Below are 22,351 nucleotides of genomic sequence, written 5' to 3' on the forward strand. Positions count from 1 at the left end.
TATTTTTAAAAAGTCTTAGAGGCTCCGGTTATATTATTAGTCAGGCAGACAAATAGCTTCCTTTTACTTGTCTGAAATGACAGGGCCTGTCTCCCGTGGTTAGCCGCCGCAACTCCTTCAATACTCCCATCAACCACATTGATTTTGAAGGCGAAGTATACCCTTTAAAGCATCGTCAAAAAGCAATCTTGCGCTATACAGATAACTCTCAGGACCGAGAGTGTTGAGGCTACACCTCTATCTGTGTTCCCAGCACTCGCAGGACTTCGTAGGTGGTGGTGAGGCCGTTGTGGACGCGGGATTTGGCGTCGTCGACGAGGGTGACGAGGCCGTTGGCGACGGCGATTTCGTGGAGTTCTTTACTGGAGGCGCCGCCGGCGATGTGGTGGCGCAGTTCTTCTGTCATGGTGAGGACTTCATACAGGCCAATGCGGCCTTTATAACCGTGGTTGCATTTGTGGCAGCCGCGGCCGTGAAAGGTTTTCAGTTGCGGATCGTCGAAAAGCGGTCCCAGCAGGTAAATCTCCTCCTCATTGGGGGTGACTTCTTCCCGGCAGTGGTCGCAGATGCGCCGCACTAACCGCTGCGCGATGATGCATTCTAGCGCCTGCGCTGCGACGAAAGGTTTGATGCCCAGGTCCAGCAAACGGGCGATAGTGCCGATAGAGGAATTGGTGTGCAGGGTGGAGAACACCAGGTGTCCGGTCAGCGCCGCATGCAGCGCGACTTCCGCCGTCTCGAAGTCACGAATCTCTCCCAGCAGAATGATATCCGGGTCCTGACGAAGAATAGCGCGCAAAATGGAGGCGAAACTCAAGCCGATTTTCTCCCGCACCGACACCTGCCCGGCCATATCCAGATAAAACTCCACCGGGTCTTCAATGGTGACGTAATTCTTCTCCGTCGTGGCGTTATGCTGCAGCAGCGCATAGAGCGACGTGCTTTTGCCGCTGCCGGTAGGCCCCGTGGCGAGAATCATGCCCTGGGGTTTGTTGATGGCGGCTTCCATGCGTTTGGCGTTGAGTTCCGACAGTCCCAGGTGGGTCAGGTTTTTCACGGAGGAGTTACGCTCCAGCACCCGCATCACCACTTTTTCCCCGTTCAACGTGGGCAGGGTGGAAATGCGCAAATCCACCACCCGCATCGGCGTTTTCACCGTAATGCGCCCATCCTGTGGACGGCGGCGTTCAGTGATATCCAGCTCGGACATGACCTTGATGCGGGAGACCAGGGACATGTGCATGTTGTGCGGAATACGGATCTTATCCTCCAGCACGCCGTCTATGCGATAACGCACAATGACCTGATTGGTGCGGGGATGGATATGGATATCGCTGGCGCCCAGGCGCAACGCCTCAATGATAATCGCATTAACCAGGCGCACCGCCGGCGGCTGTTCGGTCTGACTGAGCAGGTCTTCCAGCGAATCGTCATCATCGTCTTCGATGACCACTTCGATGCCTTCGAAAGGATCAACCCCCATCACCACGCTTTCCAGCTCTTTGATGGAGGTTTCCTCTTCCGCAAACAACTCGGAGAGCTTCATTTCCATTGCGCTCACCGTGGCGACTACGGGGTCAATCTGCATGCCCGTGGTAAAGCCCAGTTCATCGATCAGCTCCACGTTGAGGGGGTCCGCCATGGCCAATAACAGGCGCTTGCCGCTGACCCGGAGAGGGATGATAAGTTGCTTCTGACATAGTGACGTGGGGATCAGCGACAAAGTCGCCGGCTCAATCTGAAACTCCGCCAGCGACACCTCTTCAAAGAACATTTCCTTCTTCAGGAGCTGCACCAGCTTGCGTTCCTCAATCCATTGCTTTTCCAGCAGCAGTTTGATCACCGTCTCCTTACGGCTTTGCTGCAACTTAAACACCTCCTGCACCTGCTGCTTGTTCAGCAGATTATGTTTATGCAGCATGATCGCCAGCTGGCTGCGATTTTGCTGCGCCAGCTTGCTGAACGCCTGCAGATCTTTTTGCTGTTTGGCGTTGGTCTTCTCAAGCTCTTTGTTCTTTTGAATGAGATCATACTGTTCCAGCGCCAGGGCGACGGTGACGCGTAAGTCGTCGTCATTCCAGGGCTTGAGAATAAAGCGATAGACCGCGCCCTCGTTGATGGCGGCCATCACCGCAGTAGTGTCCGCCTGTCCGGTCAGCATGATGCGGATGGTGTCGGGAGACTGCTCCTTCACCTTGCGCAGAAGATCCGCTCCCGTCATCCCCGGCATCATATAGTCGGAAATCAATAAATGAATACGGCGCTGGCTGATGATCTCCAGGGCTTCCATCGCATTCTTGGCGGTGAGAATGTCGTAACTCTCCTTACGAAAAACCCGACTTAAGGCATTCAGTACGGCAGGCTCATCGTCCACCAGCAAAACGCTGTAGGACACTTTGGGCTTGCCTTTATCCTCATCCTGATCGGAAGCAGAGTTATTGACGAATAGAGAAGCGAATTTCGACATAAATGAATTATCCGGGAGCCTCCTCCGTCACCGGCAGCTCAATGCAAAAGCGGCTGCCCTTGCCCGGTTCGCTGGCGACCTGAATCTCGCCGCCATGAGCGCGGATAATGTCCCGGCATAAGGTCATGCCCAGTCCGGTGCCGGAGCCCACCGGTTTGGTGGTGAAAAACGGTTCGAAAATACGATTCTGAGTCTCCGCGTCCATACCGCAGCCGGTGTCTTCAATCACAATGCGCACCCCGCTTGCGCCGGGACCGCACTGCACCAGCACCTCACCGCGTTCGCCAATGGCCTGGACCGCATTCAGCATGATCGCGTACACCGCCTGACAGAACGCCGAATAATCCAACCACACCGGCGGCGTCGGCTCATACTCCTTGCGCAGACGAATGTGGCCGCCCATCAATGGTTTGGCGAGGTTGCAGACGCTCTCCATCAGCTCCTCCATGGCCACTTTCTGCCTGGAGCCGCCATCCGTGCCGGCAAAGCCTTTCAGATCCTTGACGATTTTGGCGACCCGCGCCACGCCATCCAGAGTGTCGCCCATCAGGATATGCAGATCCTTGATAACAAAGTCCAATTCATAGCGGCTGAAAATCGCCTTCACATCGTGGCCGCGCGACATTTCCGTCAGCGCATCGCTGATATCCTGCAGGTAGCCTTTACCTGAGTTCAGATTGGACTGGATAAATCCGAGGGGATTATTAATCTCATGGGCGACGCCGGCGCCGAGCTGCCCCAATGCGCTCAGTTTTTCCGCTTCATAGACCTGCTTGCGACGCAGCTCGATCTGCGCCACCTGCTCCTCCACCCTGCGTTCAAGCTGCTCCGCCAGTTCCCGATATCGGGCTTCCGATTCCTGCAGCGCCTGATGCTTTAGCTGCAGCTCCTCATAATCCTGCTCCACGACATGATGATGCAGAGAAGCCGCCAGCCGGTAGCGGGCGGCCTGATGCAGTATGGCCTCCAGCAGCTTGCAGGCGGCTTCGGCTTTTTCTTTGGGGGCGGAGGCGACTAAGTAGGCGACCGTGCGAATCTGATAGCGGATAGGCCAGGCGTCAGCGTCCGGCTTATCCTGTACAGGGACGATACTGGCGGACGTCTCCAACAGCGGCGGCAATCGATTTTGCAGCGACTCAATGTCTTTCGGCGTCAGTAAATCGGCAAGCGTGAATTCCGGATCAATGTCCTTCACGACGATGCAGCCCCCCTGCTTCCGTTATTTCCCCAACAAGCTGGCGACAAACGCCTCCCGGCTCAACTGATGCGCGGAGCTAAGCTTGTATTCTTCATCCAGCTCTGGATATACCCGTTGCAGCAACAGTTCCAGCGTCTCAAGCACGCCCTGATTCTGCAAAGCGCTGGCAAACACCACCGGCCACCAGGGACTGGGCTCCCAGCGTTCGCGAATCTCTTGCTCGCTCAGGATATTTTTCAAATCGCGCTTATTGAATTGCACCACCAGTGGCAGGCGTTCGAAGTCTATGCCCACGCGGCCGGCGTTGGCGGCGAGATTCTCAAACGCCTCAAGGTTGGTATGGCTTTGGTTATGCTGGGAATCGGCGATAAAGGCGACGCCATCGGCGCGGGATAAAACCGCTTTGCGGGTGCTGTCATGCTGCACCTGCCCCGGAACGGTATAGAGTTTGAGTTGAATCAACAGACCGCTGGGCGCTTCAAAACCCAGCGGGAACAGATCAAAAAAAAGCGTGCGGTCTTTTTGCGTCTCCAGCACCATCATTTCGCCTTTCAACTCCGGCGAAGACAGTTCGTGCAGCGCGCCCAGATTCGTGGTTTTCCCACTCAGCGCCGGGCCATAATAGACCAGCTTTAAGGTCAGTCGATTCGTCTGTTCATCCAGCTCCGCCATAATGCTCCTTCCCGGCAAGACTTCTCCGGCTGGGATAGTCCTATCCCCTCAGTATAGAAGACTTCCTCGGAGGCGCCGCATTTAATGGCGGCGAGCCAAACAGACGCGTCAGTCCGTCTCCGTCAGGTACAGACGCATGCCGCGGGCCTGATAGTTGGCCAGCGCGCCAGGGTGATCCAACGTACAGGTGTGCACCCACACCCGCTCCGCTCCCCAGCTCCACGCTTCGCGAATGCATTGGGTGAGCAAATAGCCGCCGAGCCCTTGGCCAATGAATTTAGGGGCCAGTCCGAAGTAGGAAATTTCCACTTGTCGTTCAGGCTGTTTCTGCAGTTCAAAGTAACCCGCTGGCGAGCCTTTGACGTAAGCGACCCAGGTGCGCAGGTTCTCGTTCTCCGCATAATCCCGCCACTGATCGTCGCTCCAGGACAACTTGTCCGTCCATCCCCAGGCGCCGCCTACCAACGTGTAGAGAAAGCGGCTGTACTCAAACTGCCGGATTGCGCATTCCATGATCTGCAACTCTCCCACCGGGCTTTTCGCCTGTAGATCAGAAGGAGAGGTCATTTCCAAATAGTAAGTGGAGACTGTCTGCATTGTTCCCTTTCCTGAAGTCGTTTCCCTGCCTGAAAAAGGAGACGAACCCCAAGACGTCGGTGCGTCTTCAGGTCGTTCGGATTCGTCTCCGAAATCCAGCGCCACGTCATTCGGCGCATAGACGGCGGCTAGATTTTGTAGGTCAGGTTGAAGTAATGGCCAACGCCAGTAGTGTCCTGCGGCCCATTAAACCCTTCTGCACCATCCTCGAACTGAGTCATGTTGCGGTATACCTTCGCGCCATACCCTACCGCCCATTGCTTGGAATGGTACCAGATGCCCAGGTAGGACTGTAATGAGTCGGAGGAACGGCCCGGTTCATCGCCCAGATCAGAGGCGAACTCGTAATCTGTATATCCCTGGAACGCAATGAAATCATCGCCGATGTGGTAAAAAGGCTTGAACCAGTTGATGTGGGCGACATAGCCGTCCCAACTGCCTTCATTCTTGGCGCCGTAGTTCTCACCCACATAACGAGCGTAGACAGCAATGCCGGTTTTACCCAACCAGGGTAGCTCCGTATCTGTGCCGATACCCGACCACAATACCTGCAGGCCGCCAAATTCGCCTGCATCGGCCATCAATAGGTCAAAGGCGAAATACCATTCTTTAACCGGGCCGACAGACAGATCCGTTCCGGTCAGATAGTCGATGGATAGACGGGGCTCGATATCCGCGAAGAAGTTATCGCCGCGATTTTTATCGGAATTGCCTGAGTCGCCTAAAATATCCAGAAAATCCACGTAGCCGAAAAAGTCCAGGGCGCCGGAACGGCCGCCGAACTCGATTTCGAAATAGGTGTCGTCGAACTTGTAAGGTCCGCCACGCTGATCAATCCCTCGATACAGATGCCAGTTCATCCAATGGTAGTCCGCGGCGTGAATATCTTCCGGAACTTCTACAGCACTCGCAGCTGAAGAAAAAAGCAGACCGGCGACCAACGCGCCGCTTGCTGCGGCCAGGGCCGACTGTTTCTTGAGAGTCATGAATACTCCTACTTCTGTGTTTGCTTTGTTTTGATTGTTTTCCTGCAAATACATCACCGCGCGGGGAAAGCCACCGCCCCCCTGCGACGCAGCCGGACTTTTCCGACCCATCGCCCCACATATGCAGTCGTCTCCCCGCGCTGTGTGTATTTATTGACAGGGAGCAGAAGAGCAATATGCGCGCCAACGACAATGATGACCGGCAAATATTGACCTTTTAGTCAACAATTTGCAATTTAAATGCACAATTTGAATGATTTACGCGCAGCCAAATATCACATTCATGCCTGAAAACAGGGCGCGAAAACTAACTTGGCCCCAAATCGGCGCAGCGCGTAAAAGGCGGCGAAGGATATAGACGAAAGTCGAAGTCTGCAAGAAAGTGAGGAGAAAAAAGAGGCGCCGGCGAACGCGGGCGCCCCTCTCTAAGATTGGAATTGTCTGAAATTACAGACCAAAGTAACTCATTGAACGCTCAATCAGCTTAACGCGGTTTTCGTAACCATCGACGCCTTCCAGACCGAAGCCCATATAAATGGTGTCTTCGTCACGGATGACGGGACCGTCAACGAAGCCTGCGCCTTCGATGTTATCCCAATTATTGATGTTGAACGCGCCATCGGGAGCGCCTGGCTGCCACAGACCGAAGCCGTCTTCGAAATCTTCTGCGTCATTTTCCCCGACTTTCACATCGTCGACGAAAACGCCCAGTCCCTGAGTACCCCAATCGGAGGCATAGGAAATGTAGATTTCAACGGTTTTGCCAGCATAGGCGGACAGGTCAAACAACATGGTGCGGAAACCGGCGCTGCTGCCGCTCATGGCGTTCCACTGACCAGTGGTTCCAGTAGGATTACAGCTGGCGTCCATGTAATGGGCCAATGTCGGATGCAGGTCAACCCAGCCGGATTTACAGCTTTCGCCGGTATCCTGACTGGTCAAACCATTGGCTTCCGGCAGAGTGGTCCAGTTATCGCTGCCCTGCTCGGCGATTTCCACAAACACGAAGTCCCAATCCGCTTCAGTTTCATGCGCCATGTTGAAGGTGATGTACGGCGCATCCGCCGGCACTTCGATGGTTCCACCCAGACGTTTGAAGCTCTGATCCGCTTGCTGGCTGTACACATAGTGCGTGCCGGAAGTGGGGTTGAAGCCGCCGCCAGGGCGATCATAGGTCGCCGCCAGAGTCTGGTGATACTCGTCCACAAAGCTGCTGGTGACCAGGAAGCTGTCAGGAGTGTGCTGGTTGTTGGCGCTGTCGCCGCCGTTCAGGGAGAAACGCAGACCCGCCATGATGGGATCGTCATCCTGCCCTACAACGTCCAGCGCATTGCCCTCTTTGCCCAGACCGGATGTCTCCAGGTGCAGGAAGGCGCCCATGTAGTACTGGAAGAAGTCATCGTTGAACTGTGCGTAGACAGTAGACGCTTCTGACAGGCCCTGGCCGGTGGCCATGACTTTGCCGTCCCAGTAGTTGATGTATTCACGCGCCTGCAGCTTCATCTGTTCATGCGCCTGGAAGCCTTCCAGAACGGTCGACACAAAGTCGTCACCGGTATACCAGATCACCGCGTCGTAGTGGCTCATGACTTCACGAGCTGGCGGCACCGCGCCTCTGGCGTCAACGTCCCACACGTCGTAGGAGTAACCGGCGCCGTCCAGGGCTTCAGTGTAGAAAGAGAGGTAGTTAGGAGCGGTGTTGTTCTCATACACAGGGTATTCGCCAGTGTAATCTTCCGCCGCAACCACCAGCACTTTGGCGCCGCTGGCTTTTTCTACGGTGTAGCTGTAGGGACCGAACTCCTCGCCTTTGACGGTTTTGATCCAATAAGTGACGGTGCTGCCGGCGGCTTGACCGCGAATCTTCGCTTCATAGCGATTGAAGTACGTTCCCTGCTCCGTGTTGTAACGGTCGCCGAACTTTCTGCGGAAGCGAGTCAGCTTGGGCGAACCGCCGTCCACTTGGTACACCAGGAAGCTGCGGTCGCCGATGCGACGCTTGGCCAGCATGTCCACAGACTGAGTTGCGCCCCAGGAAGTGGTCAGCGGCTCGTGATAGACGTCTTCTGTTTCGATGCCTACGGCGGAAACAGGATCATCTGGTCTTCTCGCGCTTTCCGCGATGGTCAGAGCGAACTCCAGGTTGTCGTTGAAAACCGCCTGCAGCATTTTTTCATCGTCCGGGAATTCAAAGCCGTAAGCGTTGCCGTCTTTGTCCTGACCGGAAGTCAGCTCCACCGTGTAGGAAGGAATGCCCAACGCGCCATAGGACCAATCGGTGAAATCACCATTGGTGGTGTACAGGTCTGCGCTCACGCCGGGATCATATCCCGCTTCGATAATGCTGTCGTAGATCGCAGGATTGTCGTCAGTACCCGCCTGCGCCACGAAGATCGGATTATCGAAGCTGGGGGTCTGCACCTGCCATCCGAAAGGATACAGAATCAGGTTGCTGTAGGTGTGATACGACAGCGTGAAACGGAAGTCATGGGCTTGAATAAAGCTGGTCAGCGCCACAGTTTCCGGCTCGCTTCCCGCTGAAGGTCCACGATAGGTCTGATCGGACATCACCGGGCTGGAGCCCTCGTCGTCCAGGCCCCAATGCTCGCCGAAGTTACGGTTCAGGTCGACGCCGTCCTGCAGCGTGATCTGGCCGTCGCCATCGTTATCGCGCAGGTTTTTCCGCCACAGACGTTCGTTGGTGAAGGTGTACTCATAGCCGTCCGGGTTAGCCACCGGCATGATCCACAGCTCGTTATGATTCAGCAGCTTGGTGATGCGCTCAATCTTGCCGTAGTTCTCGGTGAGGTAATCCATGTAACGCATGGCCATTTGCGTCGCCACCCATTCGCGGGCGTGATGCGTGGCCACGTAGAAGACTTCAGGCTTTTTACGACCGGGAGGCTGATGACTGACGCCATAGCCGTCCTTCAGGTCGCCGCCGCGATCGAACCAGCGGTCCCACCAAGTTTTACGGGACAGTTTGGCGACGATCAAAGGGCGTCCCTGATGGGATTCGCCGATCTTATACAGCGTCACCAGCGCGGGGTATTTTTCCGCCAGAGCGTAAAGGCGGTCTTCGATACCCAGTTCAGGTTCGTCAAAGCTGTGATAAGCGGTTTCGCCGCTGGCGGAGAAAGCCGAGCGGAACTGCGAAGGCATCTGCATAGGCTCCCACTTGATACCGGCTTTATTCAGCTTTTCCTTATCAACGGGAGACAGCACCGCTTCCACCGTAAAAGATTCCCCTTTTACGCCCGCGGTCAGATTTTTCAGTTTGTGGTAGTGGACGATGTCGAGGCCAAGCTTCTTGGCCGATTTCAATTCATCGCCGCTGTTGAGGGTGATTCGCGCCATGCTAAGTTGCCCGGCCAGCGCGACCCCCGGCAGTATCGTGCAAATCAAGGCTAGCCATCTAACTAATTTCATGATGTTTTCCTTATTCATGGTTATCGTTAACGGAAAGTTAGTTCGGACTACTGCTAGACTACGGCCAAGGGGGTGAGGGGGAGCCCTAAGCACTCGATCCATGTGCCGTTACAGGCCTTTTGCGGAGAGGTTTCCGGCTGGGTCAACGTCGCTATTCCAGTGTTATGGGGTAACCGGCGGGAGCGGCGTTTTTTGGGAAAACCTAACAGCAGGCGCTAACGGACTGCACTTACCTCTATATGTGATAGGAACTCAGCTTGATATAGCGGTTTTCCACTATATCCTTATAACAAAATTAAATATAAGGACGGACATCTAACGACGACGCTGAGACGACGTACGCCGCGGGTTTGACCGATTGACCAGGAAAATGATTTATCCATGCAGCCATCCTTGGATTTCCTTATACTCCTAGCGAAAATGATAAATAGCTCACACACAATTTCACTGTCACCGTTTACGCCTCCTTCATGCTGAAAATCTACTACAGCAACCGTCAGGAACAGCTGCTCGCACTGCTCGCCGACGCCTTGGCGCGTCCCAAGGCGAACCCGTTGCAAAGCGACATATTGATCGTGCAGAGCCAGGGCATGAGCCGTTGGCTGAGCCAGCAACTGGCGGAACTCAACGGCGTCGCCGCCAACCTGGAGTTTCAACTGCCGGCGCAATTGATCTGGCGGCTGGCGCGACTGTGCCGGGACGACTTGCCGGAGCTGCATCCCTTCGACAAATCCATTCTGACCTGGCGCTTGATGCAGCTCGCACCCACGCTTCCAGACAGCGGCGAATTCGACGCCCTGCATCGTTATCTTCATACCGGCCCGGATCGCAAGTCGCCGGATCTGCTGCGTAATTATCAGCTGAGCCAACGCATCGCCGATGTCTTTGACCACTATCTGATGTATCGCCCGGACTGGTTATCCGAATGGGAGCAAGGCCTGCCCACTGAAGCCAGCGCCAGCGAACACGCCTGGCAGATTGAGCTGTGGCGCGGCCTGACCCGTGACAGCGAGGCGCCCCACCGCGCCCGCGTATTGCAGGAGCTGGCGGAGCAGCTGCCGCAGCATGTGGATAAGCTGCCGCCGCGCCTGTTTGTCTTTGGCGTTCCCTATATGGCCCCGGCGTATCTGGACGTGCTGCAGAACACCGCACGCCATATAGAAGTGCATATGTATCAATGGAACCCTACGGAGCATTACTGGGGCGACATCGCCTCCCGCAAAGACATCAGCCGCATTCGCACCCGCGATGGCGCGGAAGTCTCCGGGCTGTATGACGAAGGTCACCGACTGCTGGCGTCCTGGGGCAAACCGCTGCGGGATTATCTGGATGTGCTGCAGGACGTGTCCGTCACGGAAGCCGACTGCTACGTCCCGCCAGCGCCGCCGCAAACCTTGCTGCAACGCCTGCAGGCGGACGTTTTCGACCTGCGTCAGGAGCCATGGCCAGAAAGCGCCGCTGACGACCGCTCTCTGCAAGTGCATCTATGCCACAGCGCCTTGCGCGAAGTGGAAGTGCTGTACGATCAACTGATGGATCTGCTGCAGACTGATCACAGCCTGTCACCCCGGGATATCGTGGTGATGACGCCGGATATCGGCCAGTACGCGCCTCTGGTTGAAGCCGTATTCGGCGCGCAGGAAGGTCCACGCCGCATCCCCTGGTCGCTCGCCGACCTGAGCCGCTACAGTGACTTCAATTTGGTGCAGTCGGTACTGCAATTGTTCGACTTATTGCCAGGCCGTTTCACCGCCTCGGAAGTGCTCGGCCTGCTGGAAATCCCCGCCGTGGGACGCCGCTTCGGGCTGGATGAAGAATTATTATCGCGCCTGCGCCAATGGCTGCATGAGGCGTCCATTCGCTGGGGGCTAGATGGCGAATCGCAGCAGGCGTACGGCGTCGACTGCGCCGATCAGTTCAGTTGGAAAGCCGGCATCAAACGCCTGCTGCTGGGCTTCGCCCTGCCCGACGCGATGCAGATGTATCAGGATGTCGCACCTTATCCTCATATTCAGGGCGGCGATGCCGACAGCCTGGGCGCGCTGTCGCAACTGATCGATACCCTGGCGCGCTGGCGCGCACAGATCTCCCGTGGCCAGACGCCACAGCAATGGGCGGACCTCCTGCACAGTTGGATGAACGACCTGTTCGACCCTGATCGGGATGAAGAGCAGGCGCTGCAAGTCGCCCGCGAGGCGGTGCAGGAGTGGCTGCAGGAAACCCAGACCGCTGGCTTCGATCAACCCTTGCCGCTGGCGGTGGTGAAACAGGATCTGCGCCGCCGTCTGGACAGCCCGTTACGGCGTCAAAGTTTCCTTACCGGCGCAGTGACCTTCTGCGCTATGGTGCCTATGCGCAGTATTCCCTTTCGGGTGGTCGCCGTCCTGGGGTTGAACCACGATCAGTTCCCGCGCCGCCAGACGCAGCCGGGCTTCGATCTGATCGCTGCGTATCCTCGCAAAGGCGACCGCGCCCGCCGCGAAGAAGACCGTTTCCTGTTTCTGGAAGCCCTACTGGCCGCCCGCGACGTGTTTTATCTGAGTTATGTCGGGCGCAGCATCCGCGACAACAGCGAGTGCGCGCCCTCGGTCATTCTCAGCGAGCTGCTGGATACGATTCAGGAACAAGGCGGCGAGGCGGCCATGGAGCGCATTCTGACCGAACATCCACTGCAACCCTTCAGCCCGCATTACTTTACCGCCGACGGCGGCCACTTCAGCTATCAGTCAGAATGGCTGCCCGCCCTGCACGGTCGCCACAGCAAGCAGGAGTATCAGGCGTTCTGCCCGGAAGCGCTGCCGTCCCGGGAACGGGAGCCGTTTTCCGCCGACCACCCGGTGGAGCTGGACAGTCTGCGACGCTTTCTACGCAATCCCACCCGCTACTTCGTGCAGCAGCGGCTCAATATATTGCTGGACGCCAGTGACCTGACTCAGGACCGGGAACCTTTCGACCTGGGCGGTCTGCACGGCTTCCAGGTGAAAGAGCTATGGCTGCAGGAACTGATGAACGCGGCGACGGACGAAGAGGCGGAAAGCTATCTGGAGGCCAAGGGGCTGCTGCCCGGCGGCGCTGTCGGCGCCATCAGCCGCAAGCAGACGCGGCAACAACTGGAAGCGCTGCGCGAGCAGGCCCGTGAACTGTATGGCAAGGATCGTATTGAAATTACCCCGGAAAAATCAGGTCTGCCGTTGCGCGGCGCAGTGGCGGGTATTGGCCCGCGCGGCCTGCTGCATCTGACCACCGCCGGCTGCAACGCTTCCCGCATGCTGTTGTTATGGCTGGAGCATCTGGCGCTATGCAGCGTCACTGCCGACCCTCTGGCCCGACCCAGTTTTCTGGTGTGCCGCCAAGGCGTTGGCCATTATCGTCAGGTCGCGCAAGATCAGGCCAGAAAATTACTGGCGGAGCTTATGGATCTGCTGTCGCAGAGTGAGAATGAACCGGTGCGCTTCTTCCCGAAGACCTCTTTAAAGTATGTGGAAACCAAGAATAATCCGCGCAGTCGCAGCGAGCCCATCAATGCCGCGCAGCAATGCTGGCTGGGCAACGAATGGCAACCGGGCGAACTGGCGGACGCGCATCATTTTCTGGTGTGGCGCTTTGAAGCGGAAACCTTGAACGAACGCTTCGTGGCGCTGGCGGAAAGCATCTGGGAACCCGCGCTGGAGCATTGGGAGGCGCCCGCATGAGGCCGCTGGACCCAATCGCCATTCCCCTGCAGGGCGTGCAGCTCATTGAAGCCAGCGCCGGCACCGGGAAAACCTACACCATCACCACCTTGTATCTGCGTCTGCTGCTGGAGCGCCAGCTCGACGTCAGGCAGATTCTGGTGGTTACCTTTACTCGCGCCGCCACGGAAGAGCTGCGCACGCGAATTCGTCAGCGTATCCGCGAGGTCATGCAGACCTTGCAGGCGCCGCCGGAAGCGGAAACGCCAGAATGGCTGACGCCCTGGCGCGACCCGGAACGCAACGAAGACGCTCTCGCCCTGTTGCAGCAGGCGCTGTTAAACATGGACGAGGCGTCCATTTTCACCATTCACGGTTTCTGCCAGCGCGCCCTGCAGGACAACGCATTCGAAAGCGGACTCCTGTTTGATCTGCGTCTGCAGGAAGACCTGGGCCCGTTGTTGCAACAAGCGGCGGAGGACACCTGGCGCAAGCTGTTCTATCCCGACCGGTTGCTGGCGGAGCTGGCGCAAGCCAAGTGGGGCGAGCCGGCGGAGATGCTGAATGGACTGCGCAGTTATCTGGCGCAAAGCGATCTGGAACTGATCCACCCGGATGTGGAGCCAGAAACCCTCAACAATCTGGCCGTCGAACTCAAAGCCCAATGGCGCCAGCAAGGCGACGAACTCATCACTGCTGTACGGGAAGCGGCGGAGAACAAAATTCTGGGGCGCGCGGAGAAAACTTACCGGGAAGACAAACTGAACGATGCGGCTCTCAGCCTCACTATCTGGAGTCGCACGGAAGAACAAATGACGCTGCCGCCCGCCGCAGCTCTGTTCAGCCAGAGCGTCCTTGACGCATCCGTGCTGAAAAAAGCGGCGGACAAAGGTCTTGGCGCGCCGCAGCATGCCTTCTTCATCGCCCTGGACCAGTTTCTGAGCCAACAGGCGCAGTTGGACGCCTGGCTGGTGGGCGCGACGCTGACCACCTTCAGAGACGTCTTGCGACGCCTGAAAACCCAGGCGGAAATACTGGGCTTCGATGACCTGATCGGCAGTCTCAAAGACGCCCTCGAAGCCGCCACCGGCCCCCAGTTGCGCCTGGCGCTGCAACGCCGCTACCCGGTCGCCCTGATTGACGAATTTCAGGATACCGACCCGTCCCAGTATCGAATCTTTTCCTCCTTATATGACGCCGCCGACAATAACGCCACCCTGTTTATGATCGGCGACCCCAAGCAGGCGATTTACAGCTTCCGGGGCGCGGATATTTACGCCTACCTGCAAGCCAAACAGCGCACGCCCCAGGATAACCGCTACACCATGGACACCAACTGGCGCTCCCGTAAAGAGCTGGTGGCGGCGGTCAATGGATTATTCGAACAGTGCGCCAATCCGTTTCTGTTCGCCGGCGATATCGAATTCATTCCCGTGCAGGCGGCTGGCGCCGCTGACGCCTCCGTCCTGACCCTGGACGGCGTCCCCGTGACGCCATTGCAGGCCTGGCTGCTCGGCCGGGAAGACGGCGGCAAAGCCATCAGTAAAGACCAGGCGCGCCCTCAGCTGGCGCAAATTACCGCCAGTGAAATCGCCAACTGGCTCAACCTGGGAGAATGCGGACGCGCCCGTCTGGGCGAGCGCCCTCTCAGCGCCGGCGATATCGCGGTACTGGTGCGGGATAACAATCAGGCCCGCATCATGTCGGAAAAGCTGTCCGCCGTCGGCGTCAGCAGCGTGTTTCTGACTCGGGAAAGCGTCTATCAAAGCGAAGAGGCCACCGATCTGCTTCGCCTGTTGCGCGCCTTACTGGAGCCTAATGACGAACGCCGCCTGCGCGCAGCGCTGGTGACCCTGAGCTGGGGATGGACGGCGGCGGAGCTGGAGACGCTGGCGCGGGACGAGCAGCGTTGGGAAAACATGCTGACCTCATTGCACCAGTTGCGAGAGGAGTGGCAGGACGCCGGCTTCATGCCCATGTTTCAGAAATGGCTGCAAACCTTTAGCGTCGCCGCCAGACTACTGGGCCTGCCGGAGGGCGAGCGCCGCCTCACCAACCTGTTGCAGCTGGCGGAGCTGTTGCAACAGGCCGGACGCGACTACCCCACGCCCGAACGCCTGCTGGCCTGGTATCAAGGGCAATTGGAACAGGCGGACGGGCGCGGCGATGACCATCAGTTACGTCTGGAAAGCGATGAGGCGCTGGTGAAAATCGTCACCATCCACAGTTCCAAAGGACTCGAATATCCATTGGTGTTTCTGCCTTTTCTGGGATTCGGCCGCAGCGGCAAAGACGATTATCTGATGTGTCATGACCCCGAGCGGGAGCACCGACAGGTGCTCGATCTCAGCGGCGGCGACCGCTTACAGGAGCAGGCGGAGAGGGAACGTTTGGCGGAAGATCTGCGTCTGCTTTACGTCGCGCTGACCCGGGCCAAACAACTCTGTGTCTGGGCCTGGGGCGCTGTGAATGAGTTCCAGTACGCCGCTATGGCGTGGCTGCTTTATGGCGGCGCGACGGACAACCTGACCGACTGGCTGACGTCCCTGAAAAATCTGGACGATACACAACTTTCCGAGCCTCTGACTCGCCTTGCCGCGCAGACGGACTTCTGCTGGAGCCCCGCTCCTGAGCCAGTGCATCAGCGCCATCATCCCGGCGAAGGCGCCGGTCAGTGGCGGGCGCGCTCCGCCCAGCGCACAATCGAACAAAACTGGCGTCTCTCCAGTTATTCGCAGCTGGCCGCCGGTGGCGGCGGCCGCCATCACGAAGAACCTTTGGACGAGGCTGCGCCTTTGCAGGAAGTACAACCCCGCCTGCAGCCGGACGTCAGCGATATTTTTCAGTTTCCCAAAGGCGCCTGGGCGGGTCAGTGTTTCCACCATATTCTGGAGAATATGCCGTTTCAGGCGGAAAACGCCGAGGTGTTGCATGAACTCACCAGCCACAGCCTGCAACAACATGGCTTTGGCGAAGAGTGGGTGGCCTGCGTGGCGGAACAGTTATGGCAGGTGGTGAACACCCCACTCAGCATAACCGGCGCCGAGCCCTTTGCGCTGTCGCAACTGGACAAGGCCAATATGCAGGTGGAAATGGAGTTCTTGTTCCCCGTGACGCTGATTCAGCAAACGCGGCTTGCGCGCTTCCTCGCGGATTACTCCGCTTCAGAAACGCCGGTTAACCTGAACGTCGCCTCGAACGAAGGCCTGATGCACGGCTTTATCGACCTCACTTTCCAGCATGAAGGACGCTTCTATATCGTCGATTACAAAGGCAGCTGGCTGGGAGAAAAACGCGAGAGCTACGCCCCGGAAAATCTACACAACGAAATACTCGCGCACCGCTATGATCTGCAGTACCTGATCTATACGCTGGCGCTGCATCGCTACCTACAACGCAGCTTGCCCGACTACGATTACGACACCCATTTTGGCGGCGTGTATTACTTGTTTTTGCGGGGCATGCACAGTCAGCACCAACCAGAATTAGGCGTATTTTTCGATCGTCCCTCCCAGGCGGCGGTGACGGCGTTTGCTGAGATTCTGCAGGGGGAACCGGCATGAGCATCGCCCATCTGATTGACGCCGCCCGCCAAAGTAACCTGCTGCGGCCACTGGACTATTATCTTGGCCATCAGTTCGCGGACATGGCGATGTCGGCGACAGAAGAACAACGGGAGCTGCTGGCGCTGACCGTGGCGCTGACCTCCAACGCCCTGGCCAATGGCCACACCTGTCTTGACCTGTCGCAATACGCCGGCCGCTCGTTATGGCCGGACTCCGCGGAAGAGGACATACGCGCCTTTATCGCTCCATCCCTCACATTATGGCGCGAAGCGCTGCTCGCCAGCGGCCTGACCCAGGCGGACGCAGAGGTCGGCGAGGCGGGCCCGATCAGCCCGTGCGTGCTTGACGACCGCAATTGCTTCTATCTGGCCCGCTACTTCGAATATGAACGCCAGCTCGCGGAACGGCTGCAACAACGCATCCTGAATCACGCCTCTTTTCCACCAGAAAAAGTACGCCAGGCGTTGCTGCGCTTTTTTCCTTCCGTTGAAGCAGAGGATCGCCAGGCTATCGCCGCAGCCGTGGCCTGTCGTCAGGGCTTCACCGCCATTGTCGGCGGTCCCGGCACCGGCAAAACCACCACCGTGGCCAAGCTGTTGGGCATGTTGGGAGAACTCGCCGACCCGCCTCTGCGCATCGCCCTGGCGGCGCCGACCGGCAAAGCCGCCGCACGCCTGATGGAGTCTATCCGCAACGCCAAATTGCAGTTGGCGGAACGCCTGCCTCATCCCGAGCGTATTCCAGATACCGCCTACACCTTGCATCGCTTGCTCAAAGTACGGGGCGACGGCAAAGGCTTCGTGCATCACGCCGGCCACCCGCTGCCTGTGGATTTACTATTGATAGATGAAGTGTCGATGGTGGATCTGGCGATGATGCTGCGCACCGTGGAGGCGCTGCCTCCCCATGCCCGCCTGATGTTGCTGGGCGACAGCGAACAGCTCGCCTCCGTGGAAGCCGGCAGCGTCATTGGCGACATCTGCTCGCAACGAAGCGCCGCCGGCGTCAGCCCGGATATGGCGGATTACCTGAGCCAGCTTGGCCTGACGCCGCCTTACCCGGCTGACAAGGAAGCCGCGCCAGTGGCGGACTGCGTCATCCGTCTGGAAGTGAGTCATCGTTTTCACGCCCGTAGCGGCATCGGCCGACTGGCGCAGGCGATCAACGCCGGCGATCCGGAAGCGGCTCTGCAGGTATTCAAACAGCCGGAATTCGAAGACGCGGACTGGGAAAACCTGCCGCCGTCGCAACTGCAGGCAATCATCCAGCAAACCGCCGCCAACGCCTACGAAACTTGCTTCAAAGCCGATTCGGTGGAAACCGCCCTGGACGCCATGAATCGCTTCCGCATTCTCTGCGCCGTGAAGGAAGGCCATGGCGGCGTACAGGAAATCAATCAGTGGGTGGAGTCCGCGCTGCAACGCAAAGGCTTGGCGCCGCGTTACCAACTGCACTACCACGGCCGCCCCATCATGGTGACCCGCAACGATTATAGTCTGGGCTTGTTTAACGGCGATGTGGGTCTGATCTGGCGTGATCCGGCATCAGGGCAGCTGCGCGCCTGGTTTCCGGACGCTGACGGCCCCCTGCGCAGCATACCTTTATACCGCCTGCCCGCGCATGAAACGGTCTACGCCATGACGATACACAAAAGTCAGGGATCTGAATTCGACCATTGCGTGGTGGCGCTGCCTGAAACCGATCAACCGGTGCTGACGCGGGAGTTGCTATACACGGGCGTCACTCGCGCCAGGAAAAGGATCAGCGTGTGGGGGGCGCGTCATCTGTTGATCAAGTCCATCAAGCGCCCCACTCAGAGGATGTCCGGACTCTCCCGCAGAATCTGGGGAGATTCGGCGCCGAACGAACCCAGCGCGGATAATCCACCGGACGCAGCCTCCGGCGATGGCGTGCAACTGGATTTGTGGTAGGCCTCGCAGACGGCGATTAGAACGCGCCCGTCACGCCAACGCTGAAGGTATTGAAGCGCACTTCATTATGCTCGAAGTGCGTTACTTCCGTTTTCAGGTAAACCCCTTTCTCAATACGAAAATCCACGCCGCCGCCGTACGCAAAGCCGCTGTGCGTTTCATGGTTTTTCTCGCAGCCGCCAGCCAGAGCATAACAATTCTGCACACTGACGCTGGCGCCTTGCCAACCCAGCAGCGCGTAAAGCCTTATTGCATTGCTAAGCGGTAGAGTGAAGCGGTTGTACCCCGCCACGTAGGCGTCCATGAAAGCGCCGGAGTCATCCAGAGGGTCGTCATCGAATATCAGAGAGAAGAAATCAACGCCCAGGCGTCCTTCTAATCCCCAAAAGTCCGTAAGACTCCAACCTAATGTTCCGTTCAACATCAGATTGTCATGCAGATTTTCTGAAGAGGCGTGCATGTAATCCAGCCCCAGTGCGCCATAGCCTTCTGCTGATGCGTTACCAGCCATGGCCAAACTCAAGCAGACTCCTAAAACCAGTCTTTTCATTACCACTTTCACCCTCTCATTACGGAATATTCTTTAAACAATATTCGGGCTATCTCCATAGCGCGCCGAAGCATACACTAGGGGTTGTCTGTGTAACAGCGTCAGCGCCGCAAAGCTCCATACGCCGAGGCTGGCTATACTTCCTGGAACAACGTTGAAATATCGCCAAGCCCTGGGTAGCGGCGGGTTTGACTCGCATCAAGCCATACCGACGCCGGTTCCATTACCTTAAAGCTTACGCAATTGGAGGTAAGCATGATCCTGATGAAAGATGTAATGAGCCACCCCGTGCATACGTTGAGCACTGAGAACAGCCTGGCCGATGCGCGCAAAATGATGCAGGAACAGGGCATCCGCCACATCCCAGTCGTCAACGCCAAAAACAAACTGGAAGGGCTCGTCACCCAGCGCGACGTCTTCGCCGCCATGGACTCCTCCGTATATGACATGCCCCCGGAGTTGATGGAGGCCCATGAATCCGAAATTCCCGTCACCCAGGTGATGCGGACCAAAGTCGCTACCGCCAGCCTGGACACGCCGATCCGTAAAGCGGCGGAATTTCTGCAAACCAAGAAATACGGCTGTCTGCCCGTGGTGGAAAATGGTCATGTCGTGGGCATTTTGACGGGAGGCGACTTTATCAAGATCGCGATTAATCTGCTGGATCTGGTGGAAGTGGAGCCAGAAGAAGAACCCAGCTGAGGGAGAAGCGCGACAGGCGTGCGAAACCCATGAAGTAACGCAGCCTGTCGTCAGGCGCCAGTATCGGCGCCCGCTATGTCATTAACTGCGTCAGGCGGGTTTGGCCAGATGCGCCAGCGCCGCTTCCAGAAATTTCCAGAAGTTCGCTACGCTTGGCGCGTGCACCGCCTCATCCGGCGAGTGCGCGCCGCGAATGGTCGGCCCGAAAGAAATCATGTCCCAGTGGGGATAGTTAGCGCCCAGAATACCGCACTCCAGACCTGCATGGATCACTTGGATTTTGGGAACAACGCCCACGACTTCCTCATGCAGACGGGTCAGGTTATCCAGCAGTCGAGAGTTCTTGTCCGGCACCCATCCGGGGTAAGAGTTACCCACCGAAGTTTCCGCCCCCGCCAGTTCAAAAACGCTCGCCAGAGATTGCGCCGCGTCATCCCGCAAAGAGTCCACCAGACTGCGCGCCAGGCAGTGCACTTCGATATGGCCGTTATCCATCACCACCCGCGCCAGATTATTGGAGGTTTCCGTCACGCCGGGGAAATCCGCGCTCATGCGGAATACGCCGTGATGGCAGGCGAAAATCACGCGCTGTAAGCGGTCCACCATATCCTCCGGCAACAAATCGGCGGCATCCGTTTCACTGATGGTCAGATGCAAATGCGGCTCGGCCGATTTCAGCTCCTGCATAAACAGCTGCTGCAGCTCGCTGATGCGGCGGGCGATCGCTTCGCCCTGCTCCGCCGGCGCCGCAACCACGGCGAAGGCTTCGCGCGGAATGGCGTTACGCAGGGTGCCGCCGGTCAGAGACGCCACGCGCAAGGCGGGAAACTGTTTGCGTAATTGATCCAAAGCGCGATTCACCAGCTTCAACGCGTTGCCGCGTCCAGAATGGATATCCAGCCCGGAGTGGCCCCCACGCAATCCTTTTAGGGCAATGCGCCAATACTGACGGCGGTCGTCCCGGGGCTCCGCCTGATAGGTGAAGCGTCCGCCGATATCCACGCCGCCGGCGCACCCGATATACAGTTCGTTTTCTTCTTCCGTGTCCAGATTCAGCAGCAAAGAGCCCTGCAATACGCCGCCCTGCAATCCTTTGGCGCCGGTCATCCCGGCCTCTTCGTCCACCGTCAGCAAGCCTTCCAGCGGTCCATGGATCATGTCTTTGGACGTCAGTACGGACAGAATAGCCGCCACGCCAATGCCGTTATCCGCGCCCAATGTAGTACCGCGGGCGCGCACCCAGTCGCCGTCGATATAGGGTTGAATCGGGTCTTTACTGAAATCGTGGGTAGAACCTTCGTTCTTCTGCGGCACCATATCCAGGTGGCTCTGCATCACTACGCCAGGCGCGTCTTCGTAGCCGGGCGTCGCAGGTTTGCGGATTATCAGATTACCGACCTGATCCTCGATGATTTCCAACTCATATTCAGCCAGGGCTTCTCTGATGCGGGACTTGAGCAACTGCTCTTGTTTGGAAGGCCGCGGGGTGTCGCACAATAGCTGGAAAAAACGCCACAAAGGCTGCGGGTTCAGATCGCTTAAACTCATAATGTCGCCAAATTGTTGTTGATTGTTCTGGAGTTCCTCAAGGCGCTGCGCCAAGAGGCCTATTCAGGAAATCTGGTCCATTCACGTCCCCGTCGCAATAGCTGATTTCCCAGATAAAGCGTGGCGGGACCTTGTCTGTCCATATCGCCGTAGACCAGATACAGCGGGACTTCTCTATCGCCGCCTTCCTGCAGCGGCAGCGCCTTCAGGGCGCCGCTTTGAATATCCGCATCCACCCAGGAAACCGGCAGCCAGGTGAAGCCCAGTCCGCGCTTCACCATGTTCACCGAGGTGCTCATGTGCGTCACCGTCCAGCGTTGCTCCGCGCCCAGCCAACCGGAATTACGACGCACGGCGCCGGAGTCGCGAATGACGATTTGCCGATGTCGGGCCAGGTCATCTTTATTCAGGGTGCGATTGAGCTGATGCAAAGGATGCTCTGGATTCGCCACCGGGGTAAACGGAATATTGGTAATCAGATCGCCGATGAATCCCTGCGGTACGAATGGAGTTATAACCAAGTCGCATACCCCCTGCTTGAGCAGGTCTTCAGCGCCGGACAACACGGTTTCGATAATTTCGATGCGAGTATTGGGATACTGCTCGGAAAACTCCGCCAGCGCGCAATACAGGGCTTCCTGGGGATAGATAATCTCCACCGCGATCTGGATGTGCGCTTCAATGCCCTGGGCCAGACCGGAGGCCACGGATTCCAGCTGCTCCGCCTGTTGCAGCAGGTTTTCCGAACGCCTCAGCAGCAGTTTTCCCGCCTCGGTCAGCGTCGCTTTGCGCCCCTGCACCTGCAGAATCTGTACGCCCAGCATTTCCTCAAGCTTATGTACGGCATGATGCACCGTGGACTGGCTTTTGTGCACCATCTCCGCCGCTTGGGCGAAGCCGCCGTGGGCGACCACGGCGTGCAGCATACGCCATTGTTCCAACGTTGATTTAGGCATGAATTCTAATTTATCGAAATTTAGACACGAATAATTGCAATTTATTTTCGAATTTTACGATGCATAATGCAACAATGA

13 protein-coding genes are annotated in these 22,351 nt (G+C 57.6%); 4 read left to right on the forward strand and 9 right to left on the reverse strand.

Going from position 1 to position 22,351, the window contains the following annotated elements; genetic code table 11:
* Positions 1-229 precede the first annotated feature (229 nt).
* The 6 genes from ONV78_RS00925 to ONV78_RS00950 all read right to left on the reverse strand — a co-directional run bounded on the left by ONV78_RS00925 (position 230) and on the right by ONV78_RS00950 (position 9,349).
* Complete coding sequence (locus ONV78_RS00925) at positions 230-2,467, reverse strand: ATPase, T2SS/T4P/T4SS family (protein ID WP_279500335.1); 2,238 nt, start codon at positions 2,465-2,467, stop codon at positions 230-232.
* Between the two features lie 7 nt (positions 2,468-2,474).
* Positions 2,475-3,662: an ATP-binding protein gene (locus ONV78_RS00930; protein ID WP_279500337.1), complete on the reverse strand. Its 1,188-nt coding sequence runs from the start codon at positions 3,660-3,662 to the stop codon at positions 2,475-2,477.
* 24 nt (positions 3,663-3,686) lie between these two features.
* Positions 3,687-4,337 carry a GTPase domain-containing protein gene (locus ONV78_RS00935; RefSeq protein ID WP_279500339.1) on the reverse strand — a complete coding sequence of 217 codons (651 nt, stop codon included), beginning with the start codon at positions 4,335-4,337 and terminating at the stop codon, positions 3,687-3,689.
* Positions 4,338-4,445: 108 nt separating this feature from the next.
* Positions 4,446-4,934 (reverse strand): GNAT family N-acetyltransferase, encoded by a 489-nt coding sequence (locus ONV78_RS00940; RefSeq protein ID WP_216735423.1) that lies wholly within the window; start codon positions 4,932-4,934, stop codon positions 4,446-4,448.
* Between the two features lie 128 nt (positions 4,935-5,062).
* Positions 5,063-5,920: an outer membrane protein OmpK gene (locus ONV78_RS00945; RefSeq protein WP_127967962.1), complete on the reverse strand. Its 858-nt coding sequence runs from the start codon at positions 5,918-5,920 to the stop codon at positions 5,063-5,065.
* A gap of 447 nt (positions 5,921-6,367) precedes the next feature.
* Positions 6,368-9,349: a M14 family metallopeptidase gene (locus tag ONV78_RS00950; RefSeq protein ID WP_279500341.1), complete on the reverse strand. Its 2,982-nt coding sequence runs from the start codon at positions 9,347-9,349 to the stop codon at positions 6,368-6,370.
* Between the two features lie 470 nt (positions 9,350-9,819).
* Here ONV78_RS00950 and recC point away from each other — a divergent pair, with 470 nt between their 5' ends.
* Genes recC through recD form a run of 3 tightly spaced genes read left to right on the forward strand, consistent with a single transcriptional unit; the run spans position 9,820 to position 18,517 of the window.
* Positions 9,820-13,041 carry an exodeoxyribonuclease V subunit gamma gene (gene recC / locus ONV78_RS00955; RefSeq protein ID WP_279500342.1) on the forward strand — a complete coding sequence of 1,074 codons (3,222 nt, stop codon included), beginning with the start codon at positions 9,820-9,822 and terminating at the stop codon, positions 13,039-13,041.
* A complete protein-coding gene (gene recB, locus ONV78_RS00960) occupies positions 13,038-16,583 on the forward strand; it encodes an exodeoxyribonuclease V subunit beta (protein WP_279500343.1) in 3,546 nt (1,181 codons plus the stop codon). Before recC ends, recB begins: the two co-directional genes overlap by 4 nt.
* Entirely contained in the window at positions 16,580-18,517 is a 1,938-nt protein-coding gene (gene recD / locus ONV78_RS00965) for an exodeoxyribonuclease V subunit alpha (RefSeq protein WP_279500345.1), read from the forward strand. The genes recB and recD overlap by 4 nt, the downstream gene beginning before the upstream one ends.
* Positions 18,518-18,533: 16 nt before the next feature.
* Here recD and ONV78_RS00970 read toward each other — a convergent pair whose 3' ends face one another.
* A complete protein-coding gene (locus ONV78_RS00970) occupies positions 18,534-19,067 on the reverse strand; it encodes an outer membrane beta-barrel protein (RefSeq protein WP_279500347.1) in 534 nt (177 codons plus the stop codon).
* Positions 19,068-19,322: 255 nt separating this feature from the next.
* Between ONV78_RS00970 and ONV78_RS00975 the strand changes: the two genes are divergently transcribed.
* Positions 19,323-19,769, forward strand: coding sequence for a CBS domain-containing protein (locus tag ONV78_RS00975; protein WP_011394211.1), 447 nt, complete (start codon positions 19,323-19,325; stop codon positions 19,767-19,769).
* A gap of 90 nt (positions 19,770-19,859) precedes the next feature.
* Here ONV78_RS00975 and ONV78_RS00980 read toward each other — a convergent pair whose 3' ends face one another.
* Positions 19,860-21,317 (reverse strand): aminoacyl-histidine dipeptidase, encoded by a 1,458-nt coding sequence (locus ONV78_RS00980; protein ID WP_279500350.1) that lies wholly within the window; start codon positions 21,315-21,317, stop codon positions 19,860-19,862.
* Between the two features lie 59 nt (positions 21,318-21,376).
* Entirely contained in the window at positions 21,377-22,273 is an 897-nt protein-coding gene (locus tag ONV78_RS00985) for a LysR family transcriptional regulator (protein WP_216735415.1), read from the reverse strand.
* Positions 22,274-22,351 lie beyond the last annotated feature (78 nt).

It is taken from the genome of Hahella sp. CR1 (assembly GCF_029813005.1).
GTDB lineage: Bacteria > Pseudomonadota > Gammaproteobacteria > Pseudomonadales > Oleiphilaceae > Hahella.